Source organism: Colwellia sp. BRX10-3 (assembly GCF_014077505.1).
Classification (GTDB): domain Bacteria; phylum Pseudomonadota; class Gammaproteobacteria; order Enterobacterales; family Alteromonadaceae; genus Cognaticolwellia.
In genome coordinates, this window is record NZ_JACGWA010000004.1 from 219,019 (window position 1) to 234,541 (window position 15,523).

Consider the following 15,523-nt stretch of genomic DNA (forward strand, 5'->3'; position numbering starts at 1 on the left):
TCCATTTTTAGATAACAATATTTTGTTTGTAACTGGCTTGTACAACACTAACTTTGTGTAAGTGTTTTAGTTTTTGTGAGAGCACTTCCATTGCTTCTTCTTCACCATGAACAAGAACCACAGGGGGTTTATTTTCAAAACCTTGATACCACTCTAACAAACCTTGCTGGTCAGCATGAGCAGAAAAGCCACCAACAGTATGAATATGGGCATTAACTTGTATTTTCTCACCCCATAAATTAATATTTTTAGTACCATCGACAAGTGCTCGGCCTATGGTGCCTCTTGCTTGAAATCCAACAATTATTACATGGGCGTTTTCACGCCAAATGTTATGTTTAAAATGGTGCTTAATTCTACCTCCTGTACACATGCCACTACCTGCGATGATGATAGCACCAGAATTAATTTGGTTGATTTTCATTGAGTATTCAGTTTTTTCTGACATGTGCAGGTTAGGAAGATCAAATAGACCATCATGATTTTTGTTAATATCTAGCGCTTTTTGGTCGTAAACTTCGCTGTGTTTAGCGTAAACACGGGTCGCTTTTATCCCCATAGGACTATCAAGAAAAATTTGCCAATCACCCAGCTGCCACTGGTCAAAATGTTGTTTAAATTCATAAAGTAGCTCTTGTGTTCTACCAACAGTAAAAGCAGGAATCAATATATTGCCTTTATTACTTTTAGCTTGAGCAATAATCTCACCCATTTCTTGCCAAGTATCGTCCCAACTGCGATGCAGCCGATCGCCATAGGTACTTTCCATAATGACGAGGTCAGCATATTTAATTTTGCATGGATCACGCAAAATAGGGGCGTTTTTATGACCTAAATCACCACTAAATACCACTTTTTTGTTCACACCATTGTCATTAAGCGTTAATTCAATGATGGCTGAGCCAATAATATGCCCTGCATCTTTGAGGGTTAGTTTTACACCGGGGCAAATTTCCACTTCTTGATCATAATTAAGCCCTTTAAAATACTGTAATGTTCTTTCTGCTTCTTCAGTGGTATAAAGCGGTTCTATCAAGGGTAAGCCTTTACGTTCAAGTTTTTTGTTTTCCCAACGCGCTTCTTTTTCGTGAATATAGCCCGAATCAACCAGCATGATTTTGCATAAATCCACCGTAGCGTTATGAGTAAATATACTGCCATGAAAACCTTCTTTAATCAGCATGGGTAATCGACCCGTGTGATCAAGATGAGCATGACTGACAATCACCGCATCAAGTTCAGTAACATCAAAAGGAAAGTCGTCATTATTATGTCGCTCATGCTCGTGAGAGCCTTGTAACATGCCACACTCCAGCAATATATTTTTATCATTAACTTGTATCAAATAGCACGAACCTGTGACTTCTCTCGTCGCGCCAAAAAATTTAATATTCATCTAAAGCTCCAATAATTATTGTTGAGGATAATATTGATACTTGGTATGTCGGTATGGGACTAAGGTATAATTTGGTTGTAAAAAAGTCACCAAATCAATCAGTTCAGTTACCGTCATTTCGTCATTAAAAATTTTCATTTTAGATTGTCCATCAGCCGTTTTTGCCTGAGTTAAGGCTGGATTAGAAAATTTATGAGAAGGGTTAATAACTGAAGTAACTAATTCAGCATAAGTGACAATTTCAGTTTTATTGCCACCAAGGAAAATTGAAAGACTTTCGTTTTTCTCAATACTGGCATCCTCAACATTGTTAATTCTGTGGCAAGCTAAACATTGAAACTTTAAAAATACTTTTTCACCTGCTGCTACTGAGCCTTTAGGCAGGCTAAAGCCTCTAGGTGAATCTACACCTTTATTACAACTGAACAGGGTTAATGACACTGTGATGAATAAAGCGACTAGAGTGTATTTCATTATTATTCCTTAACAGATTTATTGCTTAGATAATCGTCTATTTCTTCTTTAACTAGTAGCCTTGTGGGAAATAGAAGAGTTATATTTAAACTATGCTATCTTAAAGTTTTTTCACATCGCTAGAGTAAAGTTTATCTTTCAGTCTAGTTAAACTTAACCGATAGCACTTATTTATCTGAGCAAATATTGATTAAGATCAAATTGCTGACTTAGTAATGACATTGAATTTGTCAGCTGATTTAGCCAAAGTGTTTGATGAGTACTACATATAACGATAACAAAAAGTTATTCGATTACTCTATTGATACAGATCAACTGTTTTTATTTATAATCTGCTTTAATTAAGTCAGTTAAACTAGCATGAGGTTTAAGATGACATCAAAGCAGCGATATCCCTTTTTATCCATTACCTTGCATTGGTTAATGCTCTTGCTATTAATTGCTGTCTATTCCTGCATAGAATTTAGAGAGTTATACCCAAAGGGAAGTGAACCTCGAGAAGCACTTAAAACATGGCACTTTATGCTTGGTCTAAGCGTTTTTTGTCTAGTATGGATTCGCTTGCTTTTAAGGGGTACAACTTATACTCCGGTGATAACACCCTCGCTACCCAATTGGCAAAAACACTCCGCCAAATTTATGCATAGTTGTTTATATCTATTTATGATTATTATGCCGTTAGCAGGTTGGCTAATATTAAGTGCAGAAGGAAATATAATACCTTTTTGGGGGCTTTCTCTACCTAGCTTAGTAGCCGAAAACGAAGCACTTGCAAAAACTATTGAAGAGCTACATGAAACTACTGGCATGGTGGGATATTACCTGATTGGCCTGCATGCTGTTGCAGCACTTTTTCATCATTATGTACAAAAGGACAATACCTTAATCAGGATGTTGCCTTGGCTTAGCTCGAAGTGAGCTAAGTATAAGGAAGTATTGGTATAAGTAGAGCGAGATAGCTGCATGTAACATTAAATTCAATCAAATCCTCGACACTATAGCGATAGCTAACAACCCTAGGCATCATGAGTTTATCAAGCAATTTATACTAACCGCGTGATGCTAGGTTTATCATCATACGATAAATGTAAATACCAGTAATATGGGTATTATTCATTATACAAACAGGGGGAAATACACTATTTTTCAGGTTTTTACAGATATAGCCTCTTGGCTTGTGGTTGATATACTCGGTTTATCTAGAGCAACAAAACTAGGTGATGCGTTGCACTTTTTTATAGAAGATACCACAAAAATTTTCTTTCTACTGTTGGTGATGATTTATGTCATTGCCTTATTAAGAGCGTCGATGAATCTCGAACGTGTACGTGATTATTTAGCGGGTAAACACAAAGGAGTCGGTTATTTATTAGCAGCTAGTTTTGGCGCCATAACTCCGTTTTGCTCTTGCTCAAGCATTCCGGTATTTTTGGGTTTTACCTCCGCTGGTATCCCTGTTGGCATAACGATGTCATTTCTAATTACCTCACCCTTAATAAATGAAGTGGCTGTGCTCTTGTTACTGAGTTTATTGGGCTGGAAATTCACTGTGCTTTACGTCGTTGTTGGAATGTCGATTGGTATTTTATCGGGTGTTTTTCTTGATGCCATCAAAGCTGAGCGATGGTTGCAATCGTTTGCAGCTAAAGCCTTAGTGCAAGGTAAAGAAGCTTCTTTAAGTGTTAAAGTCGCACACATAAGCGCCTTATCTTTAAAAGAACGCCATAATTTTGCAAAAGAGGAAATGTTAGAAATATTTGCTCGAGTATGGAAATGGGTCATTGTCGGTGTGGGTTTAGGCGCTTCTTTACACGGCTTTGTCCCAGACGGTTGGATCCAAGAACATTTAGGGGCTGGTCAATGGTGGTCGGTTCCTTCCGCCGTATTACTGGGTATACCATTATACTCTAATGCCACGGGTGTTATTCCTGTGATGGAAAGCTTAATTAAACAAGGGCTCCCAATCGGTACTACACTCGCTTTTTGTATGAGTACCGTTGCGGCAAGTTTCCCTGAATTTATTTTATTAAAGCAAGTGATGCAATGGCGATTATTAGCAGTACTTTTCTTGCTGTTACTGAGTGCATTTACATTAATTGGTTGGATTTTTAATTTTCTAACGCCGTTTATTTAAGGCCTTATTTGTAAAGGTTATATCATGAAAGAAATCAAAGTATTAGGTACGGGTTGTGCAAAATGTACAAAATCAGTTGAGGTGATTACAAAAATCGCAAATGAGCTCAATATTGAAGTCCATATAACCAAAGTCATCGATCCAGAAGTGATTATGGCTTATAGCGTAATGACCACACCAACGATAATTGTTGATGAAATAAACGTGCACAGTGGTTCTATACCGCATAGAGAAGCTATAATCAGGTGGCTAAAAGGTTAATTAACTGATATTTGTACTGTTTTTATAAGTTAACTAATGTGCTTGTTAACTAACATTAGTAGCTAAAATCACAATGATGTTGTGACTAAGCATTAAAATAGCAGGGCGGTTAATAGGGTATTTTAGTGTCGACCAAGTTAATAGTCCTGTATACAGAGGTTCATTATTGAAGCTAGCCGGAAAAATTAGTCAACTTTTCGGCGTTTACCGCTTTCAACACGCTTTTTATTTTCACTTTGCACATAAACAGTATCTGTTTACCATACTCGCGGCGTATGACTTAACCAGTGTGAAAATTCTTCTTTTACCTGTTACTTCTCGGGCTGCGACGGAAAAGTTAATATTTATTTAACTCCTGTGCTAACTCATGTATATGCTAATGGTAAAAGTTAAGGTGGTGCTTGCCAGACTATTTTTTCTCTGATTTAACTAAACCGCTGATCAGCTCCAAAGGTAGCGGGAAGATGATGGTAGAATTTTTTTCACCGGCAATTTCAGTTAAGGTTTGCAAATATCGCAACATAATCGCGTCAGGCTCTTGTGAAAGTTTATTTGCGGCTTGGGTCAGTTGGCTCGATGCCTCCATTTCACCAGTAGCATGAATCACTTTCGCTCTTCTAGTTCGCTCTGCTTCGGCTTGTTTGGCAATGGCACGGATCATACTTTCATTTAAATCGACGTGTTTAATTTCAACATTAGATACTTTTATGCCCCAACTGTCGGTTCTGACATCTAAGATAGCTTGAATATCGGCATTTAACATGTCGCGATTAGCCAACATTTCATCCAACTCATGTTGCCCCAATACTGAACGTAAAGTGGTTTGCGCAAGCTGAGAAGTTGCCTGTAAATAGTTTTCCACGTTAATGATGGCTTTTTGTGGGTCAATGACTCGAAAATAAATCACCGCATTCACTTTTACAGAAACATTATCGCGACTGATAACGTCTTGGCTGGGTACGTCCATGACTACAATACGTAAGTCGACTTTTACCATTTGTTGGATAAAGGGTATCACGATAATAAACCCCGGCCCTTTGACTTGATAAAACCGTCCGAGTAAAAATATCACCCCTCGCTCATATTCTCGTAAAATGCGAAAAGCACTGAAAAAAAGTGCAATGACTAAAAAGATCATCGAGCCAATGAATAATTCTGTACTACTAAATAGTTGTGTCATTACTTTGCTCCTCAGTGGTTGTGAAAATTGCAGTGGCAGGTGCTAAAACTAGCGTTAAGCCATTCACTTCGAGTACTTGTACCTGCTGATGTTTTTTTAATGCCTCTTTGCTGCTAGCAGCCCAGCGCTCCCCATTAAAGAGCACATACCCCAGCCCCGTAAAATCATCTTCTACCATCACCCAAGCATTAATTATCTCTTCTTGACCACTGACAATTTTATTTTTGCGCGCGCGGTAGATAAACCCTAACGCAAAGACAATAAATATCGCTGAAAATAAGGTGAAACTAGCAATAATTGGCAGTGATACTTTAAATTGCTCCAGTTTTGTGTCGAATAAAAAAATTGAGCCCAGGGCAAATGCGCCAACTCCACCAATACCAAAAACACCGAAGCTTGGTACTAATGACTCCATAGCTAATAGCACCACACCTAATAGCAGCAGGGCCGCACCAGCAAAGTTGAGTGGCAATAGTTGAAAAGCATATAAAGCGATCAGCAAGGATATACCGCCGATGATACCGGCGATACCACCGCCAGGGCTGTAAAATTCTAGGAGTAAGCCATAAATACCCAGTAACATCAGAATATAAGCAATATTAGGATCTGTAATCGTGGCAATAAATTGGCTGCGCCAGTCAGGTTTTTTACTGATAATAACGGCATTGCTTAACGCTAATTCAATGTTTTTATGCTTTACTTCTACTCGCTTGCCATTGAGTTTATCTAATAGAATTTTTGGTGTTTCTGCTATTAAGGTAATGACGTTATTTTCTAAAGCTTCTTTAGCCGTTAATGTTGCAGCCTCTGCTACGGCTTTTTCAGCCCATTGCTCATTGCGCGAACGTAATTGAGCCAGTGAGCGGATGTAGGCAATGGCATCATTTAATACTTTCTTTTCCATTGCCGATGGCGTGCTTTGTTTCGCTTTTTCGTCATCAGCAGGTGTCATTGGGGAGGCAATATTCACCGGTGTGGCAGCCCCCAGAGTAGTAGCCGGAGCCATGGCGGCAATATGGCAAGCATAAAGTATATAGGTACCTGCACTCGCTGCCCGCGCACCGGGAGGGTAAACTAAACAGGCAATTGGGATATCTGAATTTAGAATACTCTGATTAATATCACGTAAGCTAGCACTTAAACCACCCGGCGTATCAAGTGTAATTATAATCAAAGGGACATTATTACGACTATTAGCACTGTTTATCTCTCGTACTAAATAGTCACCGATTGCAGGCCCGATCGCTCCTTTGATAGTCAATAATGGTACTTGGGAAACGAGGGGGTGCAGGTTACTTTCTTGCTGAGATGGTGTTATTAATTGTTTGGGTAAAGTTACTTCAGCAGACATCACTATGTCTGCTGTGATCACAGCGCTACATAAAAGCCACAATACTCGTAACAGTTTACACATAACCATTCCCATTAATAAGTTAGTGTAAGTTTAGTTGAGGCTAGGCAATAACTCTAATTAGCACGCTTAAAGTTTGATTGAGATCAATAGCCAATATTAATTGTTCTTCGAAAAAAGATAAATTAAAGGGTGAATAAACGTTGAGATGTTACTAAACAAAACTATCAAACTGATATTTTAGTTAAACTCGATAAGGTATTAAAAATGGGCACATGGTGATTACACAGGCAATCGACGTGACCAAATAAGCAGTCTCAGAAATCAGTATTAACACAGGAATAACGATGACATGCTTAGATTATTTGAATCATTTATAATGTTAATCATCATTTATAAAAGCTTATGATTGAACTGTTAATGCCGAATATTGACAAAGTTAAAAATTTCGTAGCACAAAGTACTTCTATAACAGCTAACTATATCTACAGAGTAAACTCTTAGGTATCGATGCAGCAGTGTTACCTACACTGTATTTCACCTATATGGGTAATTACAAAATAGCATTGCTGACTTTTAATTTAGTACCTTATATGGCATTAAAGTTAATGACTTAATGCCATATATCGGCAGAATAATGCTTTGTGGTGGATAGTCAAGAACACTATGTTAGAGCTAACAAAACAGCAGTTTCATGGTACTAAAACAATAGGAATACCAACACGGTGGGCGAGTTGATTGGCAACACTTCCGAGCAAAATATCAACAATGCGAGACCGTCCATGTCTACCAACAAACAGTAAATTTGCATGGCTTGTTTTAACCTGTTCTAAAATGACTTCAACGGGAACACCCCAAACCAACTCAGTCGTAATATCCACAGTTGAATTATGATACTTATCAACCAGAGGCGTTAATACGCGCTTGGTGACATTAACCTCCTGTTTGGCTCGATCTAATAAGGGTGGGGCAACACCGTCAATTACTTGGGTCTGTAAATATGACCAATCCATGACAGTGATTAATTTTACTTTAGCGCCAATCTGTTCTGCTAAATTAATCGCACGTTCAGCTGCTCGCTCACCGAATTCACTACCATCAACGGCCACAAGGTATAAAGGTTTACTCATATGTATGTTTCCTTCATTAAGTACGCTATTTTTTATAATTTTCTACTAATAAACGGTTCTTCTATAGGGAACTAATTGATAATTTGATTGTAAAAAAGTCGTTAAATTAACGAGTTCAGATACGGTCATAACATCATTATAATTTTTCATTTTTGATACACCATCGTATTGAACAACGCTGAGTGCATAACCCTTAGCAAATTTATGTGAAGGGTTAATAACGGATGTCAGTAAATCCGCATAAGTTTTAACTTGGGTTGATTTACCACCCAGTTTGATATTATATTTGTCATTATTGATAGTACCTTCTGGTGCTTGTAAGCCAGCAACTTGATGACAAGCCAAACATTGGTATTTTAAGAAAACAAGTTTGCCGCTATCAACGTTTCCCTCAGGTAAACTAAAACCTCTGGGTGATTCAGGACCTAAATCACAACTGATTAAACTGACAATCATTAACGTGAATAAAATAAATAATAATAATAAGTGTTTCATAATTGCTCCAACTTTTCCTAAGTACATTTGATCATGTATTTAGGTTTACCATAAAAGAAATAACTATGATGAAGTCTAGTTCAGTAAATTACGCCTATCTAGTACCTATAGAGTAAAAGTTTAATGTAGATCAAACTTTTACTCTTTAACTTATCTCGGTTTTATTCATATTCAACTTTAATTTTCTTCGAAATACTAATCAACTTTTCTTTTTTTACCGCTTTCAGCACGTTTTTTGTTCTCACTTTGCACATATACGGTGTCAGTTGTAGCCATGCTTGCATGACCAAGATCTTCAGAAATATCTTTGAGAGGGCGCCCACGCTCAATTTCCATACTGGCTCCGGTATGTCTTAACCAATGCGCTGTCGCTTCTTTTAATTTTAGTGCTTTATTTGCACCTTCAGAAATACGCATATTTTCATGAGCTTGATCGAAAACATTTTGCACTAAACGTCGTAAATGTCGTGATGTCATACCGCCTTGACCACGTACTTTTTCAACCAGAATCGAATTTTCATTGCTTGATGGTAAGCCTAACAAACCACGAGACAAACGATAACGCTCTAAAAAAGGTAAAAAATCAACTGGCACCGTAATATCACGTAATTTACGGCTTTTACCAAAAACTTTAAGCCACCAGTTTTCATCATCATCTTGCCAAAAATGTCCCATTACTGGCGACCAATTAGGGCGTTCAGATAATTCTGAAATTCTCAGGAATAGTGTTTTTAAAGACGCTATAACAAATAAGTTTCGCTCAAACATAGGGTTTTCATCAGCCATTTCAACAGCTGTATCAAGTACATATTGCCATTGGCTAGCGGTTAAACGTTTTACTTCCTTAACTTGTGAGTCGATAATAAAGTGCCGGCAATCTTTTTTAGCTATTTGTGCGGGATTACCAATACAGAAATCCTCAGCCATCAAATAGTTATAGAACACGATAATGGCGGTAAACATTGATGAAAGTGTTTGTTGTGACGGACGATATTTTTTCTTATCAACAACATATTGAGATTTTAAACTTTTAGGTGCTTGAATTTTGTATGGAAACCAATGTTCATTAGCTGATGAATAACCATTAGATAATTTAAAACGCTCTTGATTTGATGTACCAATCCAAGTCACTGGTGGCTGCCAGCAAAAGTCAGCGTATTCTAGTAAGTCAGATTTACGCAATTGATCTATTGGTTTTTTCTTTTCGATAAAAGACCAAAGCAGAAAACGTTCAACGTCATTTCTAAATCTGTCATAAGTATGGGTAGATTTATTTCGACCAATATAGGTAAGGAATATTTTGCCCCAGTTAAACTGTTCAAGCCACCAAGTTTCGTTTGATGAAAATATCTTATCTAACTCTGGGTAATCTTCAAAATCAAAATCACATAAATCTAGATATGGAGGATATAAAGGTACAGGCTTATTTAACAACATTTAATTGAATACCAAGTAGATACGTATGATTACCGCTAGTCTAATGCATACAACCCACTATGTCCAATACTGAAGAGTATCGGACATAGTGGGGTATGTGAATGCTTTGCGTCGCTGTCTCGTAATCACTGGCAGAATGGAAATTTTAAAATTGGACTTTTAATCAGTAAATTAAGATAAAACCCTATATGTGTTTTATCTAATTTAAATCAACTCTATAAGATAACCGATCATCAATTAACACCTGATGTGTTTAAAATATAATATCAAGGCTATATCCATCGCCGTTTCTTAAAAAATATCAACATACCAGTAATTGAAATTGCCATAATTCCTAATACCCCTAAATAGCCATATTTCCAGCCTAGTTCTGGCATGTTAAATGGGCTTATACTTGAATCAAAGTTCATGCCGTACACACCAACTATAAAGGTTGGCGGTATAAATACCGTGGTAAATATGGTCAAAAACTTAATAACATCATTTAACTTCAAATTAACACTCGTTAAATAGAACTCCATGAGCCCTTGAGTCATTTCATGGTATGACTCAAGCGTGTCTTTAATTGACTCAACATGATCGTAACAATCCTTCATGTGCAGTATTGTGTTTTTAGATATGACCGAATTTTCTTCCTCTCGCAAGATATCGCCAATGAGATCTCGATGTGGCCATATGCGACGCCGAACTAGTAACACTTCTTTTCTCAGTGCATGTATCCGAGTTAGAATCGCCCTGTCCTTTGTATTTAGTAACTCATCTTCTATTGCTTGAATGGTTTCAGCATATGCTTCTAAGAGAGGAAAACCATAATCTATAGTAGTGTCTATCAGGCTGTACATCAGATAATCTGCAGGTAGTTTGCGGATTTTACCAACATTAGCCATTAATCTATCGATAACATTCTCGAACGGCATAAACGAACCGGAACAAAATGAGATAAGTGTATTTTTAGTGATAAATAGGCTTACTTGTTCTATTTTCGTCACGCCTTTATCACTTAAGGGTAAATTTAATATGATAAATATTTGGTCTTCATTAAGCTCAACTTTAGGCCGTTGACCATTGTTCAGTATGTCCTCAATATGTAACTCATGAATATTGAGTCCTTTAGCTAGAGTGATCATAGCCTCCGCAGAAGGATTTCCCTGAACATGTATCCAGGTAACATTAGTGTTTGCAATAAAATCTCGACAGGTTGCCAGCTCTAAAACGGTGTGATCTTCAATTTCTGATTTATTATAATCAATTAAACTAACGGTATAATTAACTACATCAGACTGAGAAATTGTACCGGGTTTAGTTCCGGGCTGGCTGTATTGTTTATTAAATAATTTCATTCACTTACTCTCATATTAGTGAAGCCTTACAATACCATGTTTTGTTATAAAAGCATCAAACAAGGCAATTGATAACATATGAATTTTACTATTTTCATATGTCTATTCAATCACTTGGTCTGAAACTTTCTTTATAAACCACACGTTTTATACTCTAATATAATTTAACATTATATCGGCTAAAGCATTGTAATTCGTTAGATATTCAAAATATTATAATCAAGATATCTATGGCAGACTTAATCAAAAATAAAGGGATCTTTTTTGGCTTTAGTGCGCATCCAATTAAGAGAAGATCTTACAGACTTTCGCGCTAGAAGATTTTGCTCAAGCTTGTGTTTACCTGGAAACGGTATCAAGCTCAGTCCAATCAACATGGTGATTAAACCTTGACCAGGTAAAACTAACATAGCAAGTCCACAAACAAACAATAATACCCCAAACAATACTTTTACTATGTTAACTATAAAGCTGACGCTACTATTATTTATTGAGATAAAGTGAGTCGTTTCATTCGCGTTATCACCAGTGCTTTTATTAGCACTTATCATTGTAGGACTGTTCTTTTCAAGTACACTGTTTTTACGGAGAAAATATCGTGTATCCAATTGGGTAATCATGTAACTTATCACTATGAAATACGCGATTGAAGCGATTGTTGTTAGTAATATAATTAAGAATAAAAAGTTACTGCCTAAAGTGTTCGTTAGATAGGTAGTAATGTAGTCGTAATATTCTTTAAGCACTTTTGTTGTCCATAATTTATTTAGCCGCTGATTTACAACTCATGAGTAAAGTTGGGTTTTATGCAAATATTTACAGCATTACTTGAATGGATCATTATCCATTGGGTAACCATCATAGTTATTTTCCATATTAGCTTATCTCTGCTGACATCGGTACATGTACTTTTGTTCAAAGAAAATGAGCGCACATCTCTCGCCTGGATTGGCCTTGTGGTATTTTCTCCTGTTGTTGGTAGCCTATTTTATTGGTTGTTTGGTATAAATCGCATTAAACGCTCAGCACAAAAAAAACACCCGAAAACACTTAAGCAAAAGCTCAAACAAGATGCACGTCACAAAGTAAGGCCTATTGAATTTCACCGGTTACCTAATAATTGGCATTCAGCTGTTATCGCCGGACATACTATTCATCCCATGAATTATCTTGCAAATAATTCCATTGCCCCCCTCATTAATGGCGATATGGCTTACCCAGAAATGATTCAATCTATTAATAGTGCTAAGCGATATATCGTTTTATCGAGTTATATATTTGATTACGATTCACTCGGACGCCAATTTGTTGAAGCTTTAGCACAAGCACATAACCGAGGAGTTATTGTTAACGTTTTACTCGATGGTATTGGTGTTGGCTATAGTTGGCATAAATCAGACCGCGCGTTAAAAAAACTAGGTGTTAAAACTGCCCGCTTCTTACCCGCTATTTCGCTGACTAGTATTCGTTTTATCAACCTGAGGAACCACAGAAAAATCCTCTGCGTAGATGGTGAAGTAGCTTATATTGGTGGTATGAACGTAAGCCAAAATAATATAATTAAATCATCAAAGCACCCTATTGATGATGTTCACTTTAAAGTGACTGGGCCCGTAATTGATCAGATCAGTCAGGTATTTATAGAAGATTGGTTTTTTGCTACCCACGAGTTAATTAAATTCCCCCAATATAATGTTAAGAAAAGCCAGAGCGCAGCTAAACATACAAGTAATAACACTGTAATTTCCCGCGTTATTCAAGACGGTCCAGATGAACATCATAATAGAATACGTTGGACCCTAATTAATGCCTTAGTAAGTGCACAAAAAAGCGTAAAAATCATGACGCCCTATTTCATCCCTGATCAAACATTAATGACGTCACTGCACGCTGCAGCATTGCGCGGCGTTTCAGTTGAAATTATTGTACCTGAATACAGCAACATTCTTTTTGTTGACTGGGTGATGGCCGCCAATTACTCTAGAATTATAGAGCACGGTATAAAGATATATAAAAATAACAGACCCTTTGATCACAGTAAAATTGTGCTAATTGATGACATTTGGTCATTTATCGGCTCTTCCAACTGGGATGCCAGAAGTCTTGAATTTAACTTCGAAATTAATCTGGAATGTTTTGATACCGAGCTAAATACAAAATTAACAGAATTATTTAACTCAAAAAAACAAAATGCTACACCCGTGACAGAAGGTGATATTAAAGGGGTAGCTACCTACAAAAAAATACGTAATAACTTTTTTCGATTATTTTCGCCCTATCTGTAATGCTATTAATTAATAATTTAGCTGCCATCTTATTAAAGGCCAAAACATTTCATGATTAAAAGCCGTTATAGCACCGTTGAATCACTAAAAATTATGGGCAGTGCCTCAGAACAGTTGCTAGGGCCAAACATAGCAGTATTGTTGTGGAATGTTTATAAATGCAAAAAAAAGGGATGGCAAGACGATTTTATAACATTGATAGCTGATAAAAATTTAATTCTTCTGCAAGAAGCTATTGTTAATTCCCCTTTCGACAGCCATTTTAAAAAATCATTACAACATCAGTGGATTATGGCACGTAGTTTTAAAAGTATAAAAACTAACATAGTAACTGGCGTTAAAACCGGCTGTACGGTGGCGGCAAAAAAACATTATTTTTCAGCATCAAAACACAGTGAGCCGATATCAAAAACAAAGAAAATGTTGCTAGCAACCTTATATCCATTAAATATTCAAGGACAGTCATTACTGGTGGTAAACTCACATCTTATCAACTTTGTTGCATTCGAAAAATTTAAAGCGCACTTAGATCAAGTATTTCAAACGCTTAAAAATCATCAAGGTCCGATAATATTGGCAGGTGATTTTAATACCTGGAATAAAAAAAGATTAAAATATTTTAATAGCCTAGCTGCTATATTTTTATTAGAAGAAGTGAAAATCGTTCGCCAGCCAAGACTAAAGCATCTATTTAAACATCTTGACCATATTTATTGCCGTGGGTTGGTGGTAATTGATGCGCACGTACATAGCGATATTCACTCTTCTGACCACTATCCCATAAGCTTATCGTTAAGTACGGATATTTAAAAATGAGTAATTTGATTACTGCTAAAACGTTAAACAGACAACCATTAAGACCTTAACGTTAAAGTGATTAACACAATGCCATGGTCTGTGCTTTCACCATCACGGTCAAAAATAGGATTAATTAAATGTCTATCGTAAGTATCATAAGCACTAACTTGATAAAGACTATCATGATAACTGGCATCGAATTCGCAAGACAATAATATATAATCTAGCACCGAACTGCCTGCTCCAAAGTAATGTGTAGGGGTACGCGTTACTTTTTCTGTCTGATTAAAGCCTATATTATCAGTTACTTGTAAACTTTCATTCGTTAGTGCTGCTTTAAATAAATCCCATGAGTCGCTTAAGCAATATTGAGCAAGATAAACATCACGATCAATAGCAGAAACAAAACGTAAGGTGTTTGTGAGTAAATGACTTAACACACCATCGCTTAACGTATTATTAAAATCACCCATTAATACCATAGGGTTATTAGTGGACTCTCGCCGCTCTATCATATCAACCATTAATAATGTCGCTTCACTCCCACGTTGTATAGATGACCCCCAACTACCAGCCACTTGAGCCTTTAGGCTGTCGATAATGGTTTTTTCAGCCGAGCGTTTTATGTTTCGCTCATCTAGTTCAATCATCGAGCGTTTTGATTTAAAGTGCACAACATAACAATCGCAATTGCCGATATGAGGTACTTCAACCGTCGCTCTTAATACTTTTCGGCTAAAAGAAAAATCTTCGGCTAAACCTATTGATTGGGCAAGTTCAGTATTGGGTGTTACCGCATTAACCTCAACAATAGGATAACGAGAGGCAATGGCTACAACAGGTCGTTTGTATATAAAATCATCAATTACATGGGGTTGGTCAACTACTGAAAAATAAGCATAACCTTGGGCTAGTACTAATGCTTTTAGTGACTCAGTACTAAACACCTCTTGAAAACCAATAATATCTGGCTGATGTTCGCGTAAATATTCAGCAACCCAAGTTTGTTTTTTATGCCATTGTTCAACGCTGTATATACGCTCAAATTCGTAATAAGCATTAGGGGGTTCAAGGTAATTGAACAAATTGAATGTAGCAATTTTAAGTTGCGTATTGGCTACTGATATTGACACAGGTTCAGATGGGAGTGCTTGAATTTTTTCTTTTTTATCTTGATGATCGATAATGTTAACTCTAATAAGTTTTGAGCAATAATTATACCTCATCGAATATGAAATTAAA

General features: G+C 36.7%; 15 protein-coding genes and 1 pseudogene. 6 read left to right on the top strand and 10 right to left on the bottom strand.

What is annotated here, in order from left to right; translation table 11 throughout:
- Nucleotides 1-7: 7 nt before the first annotated feature.
- Nucleotides 8-1,396, bottom strand: a complete 1,389-nt coding sequence (locus H4J38_RS09085) for an MBL fold metallo-hydrolase RNA specificity domain-containing protein (RefSeq protein WP_182131470.1) — start codon at nucleotides 1,394-1,396, stop codon at nucleotides 8-10.
- A gap of 15 nt (nucleotides 1,397-1,411) precedes the next feature.
- A complete protein-coding gene (locus tag H4J38_RS09090; protein WP_182131471.1) occupies nucleotides 1,412-1,870 on the bottom strand; it encodes a c-type cytochrome in 459 nt (152 codons plus the stop codon).
- Between the two features lie 372 nt (nucleotides 1,871-2,242).
- On the opposite strand from H4J38_RS09090, the gene H4J38_RS09095 reads away from it, so the two are divergent.
- From H4J38_RS09095 to H4J38_RS09105, 3 genes are all read left to right on the top strand, one after another.
- Entirely contained in the window at nucleotides 2,243-2,788 is a 546-nt protein-coding gene (locus H4J38_RS09095; protein WP_404842606.1) for a cytochrome b, read from the top strand.
- Nucleotides 2,789-3,011: 223 nt separating this feature from the next.
- Nucleotides 3,012-4,004 (top strand): permease, encoded by a 993-nt coding sequence (locus H4J38_RS09100; protein ID WP_182131523.1) that lies wholly within the window; start codon nucleotides 3,012-3,014, stop codon nucleotides 4,002-4,004.
- Between the two features lie 24 nt (nucleotides 4,005-4,028).
- Nucleotides 4,029-4,265 (top strand): thioredoxin family protein, encoded by a 237-nt coding sequence (locus H4J38_RS09105; RefSeq protein ID WP_182131473.1) that lies wholly within the window; start codon nucleotides 4,029-4,031, stop codon nucleotides 4,263-4,265.
- A 409-nt stretch (nucleotides 4,266-4,674) separates the two neighbouring features.
- Here H4J38_RS09105 and H4J38_RS09110 read toward each other — a convergent pair whose 3' ends face one another.
- A complete protein-coding gene (locus H4J38_RS09110; RefSeq protein ID WP_182131474.1) occupies nucleotides 4,675-5,445 on the bottom strand; it encodes a slipin family protein in 771 nt (256 codons plus the stop codon).
- Complete coding sequence (locus tag H4J38_RS09115) at nucleotides 5,429-6,850, bottom strand: NfeD family protein (protein ID WP_404842608.1); 1,422 nt, start codon at nucleotides 6,848-6,850, stop codon at nucleotides 5,429-5,431. The genes H4J38_RS09110 and H4J38_RS09115 overlap by 17 nt, the downstream gene beginning before the upstream one ends.
- A gap of 449 nt (nucleotides 6,851-7,299) precedes the next feature.
- Between H4J38_RS09115 and H4J38_RS17445 the strand changes: the two are divergent.
- A pseudogene (locus H4J38_RS17445) lies at nucleotides 7,300-7,413 on the top strand (hypothetical protein); the annotation flags it as partial.
- 75 nt (nucleotides 7,414-7,488) lie between these two features.
- On the opposite strand, the gene H4J38_RS09120 reads toward H4J38_RS17445, so the two are convergent.
- From H4J38_RS09120 to H4J38_RS09140, 5 genes are all read right to left on the bottom strand, one after another.
- Entirely contained in the window at nucleotides 7,489-7,926 is a 438-nt protein-coding gene (locus H4J38_RS09120) for a universal stress protein (RefSeq protein ID WP_182131475.1), read from the bottom strand.
- A 45-nt stretch (nucleotides 7,927-7,971) separates the two neighbouring features.
- The gene (locus tag H4J38_RS09125; protein WP_182131476.1) at nucleotides 7,972-8,421 is read right to left on the bottom strand and encodes a c-type cytochrome; all 450 of its coding nucleotides are present in this window, start codon (nucleotides 8,419-8,421) and stop codon (nucleotides 7,972-7,974) included.
- Nucleotides 8,422-8,616: 195 nt separating this feature from the next.
- The gene (locus H4J38_RS09130) at nucleotides 8,617-9,858 is read right to left on the bottom strand and encodes a site-specific integrase (RefSeq protein WP_182131477.1); all 1,242 of its coding nucleotides are present in this window, start codon (nucleotides 9,856-9,858) and stop codon (nucleotides 8,617-8,619) included.
- A 272-nt stretch (nucleotides 9,859-10,130) separates the two neighbouring features.
- Complete coding sequence (corA, locus tag H4J38_RS09135) at nucleotides 10,131-11,198, bottom strand: magnesium/cobalt transporter CorA (RefSeq protein ID WP_182131478.1); 1,068 nt, start codon at nucleotides 11,196-11,198, stop codon at nucleotides 10,131-10,133.
- A gap of 239 nt (nucleotides 11,199-11,437) precedes the next feature.
- Complete coding sequence (locus tag H4J38_RS09140; protein ID WP_220465497.1) at nucleotides 11,438-11,818, bottom strand: hypothetical protein; 381 nt, start codon at nucleotides 11,816-11,818, stop codon at nucleotides 11,438-11,440.
- Between the two features lie 186 nt (nucleotides 11,819-12,004).
- On the opposite strand from H4J38_RS09140, the gene cls reads away from it, so the two are divergent.
- A complete protein-coding gene (cls, locus tag H4J38_RS09145) occupies nucleotides 12,005-13,483 on the top strand; it encodes a cardiolipin synthase (RefSeq protein WP_182131480.1) in 1,479 nt (492 codons plus the stop codon).
- Nucleotides 13,484-13,534: 51 nt separating this feature from the next.
- Nucleotides 13,535-14,293 carry an endonuclease/exonuclease/phosphatase family protein gene (locus tag H4J38_RS09150; protein WP_182131481.1) on the top strand — a complete coding sequence of 253 codons (759 nt, stop codon included), beginning with the start codon at nucleotides 13,535-13,537 and terminating at the stop codon, nucleotides 14,291-14,293.
- Between the two features lie 44 nt (nucleotides 14,294-14,337).
- Here H4J38_RS09150 and H4J38_RS09155 read toward each other — a convergent pair whose 3' ends face one another.
- The gene (locus H4J38_RS09155; protein ID WP_259365470.1) at nucleotides 14,338-15,366 is read right to left on the bottom strand and encodes an endonuclease/exonuclease/phosphatase family protein; all 1,029 of its coding nucleotides are present in this window, start codon (nucleotides 15,364-15,366) and stop codon (nucleotides 14,338-14,340) included.
- Between the last annotated feature and the right edge of the window lie 157 nt (nucleotides 15,367-15,523).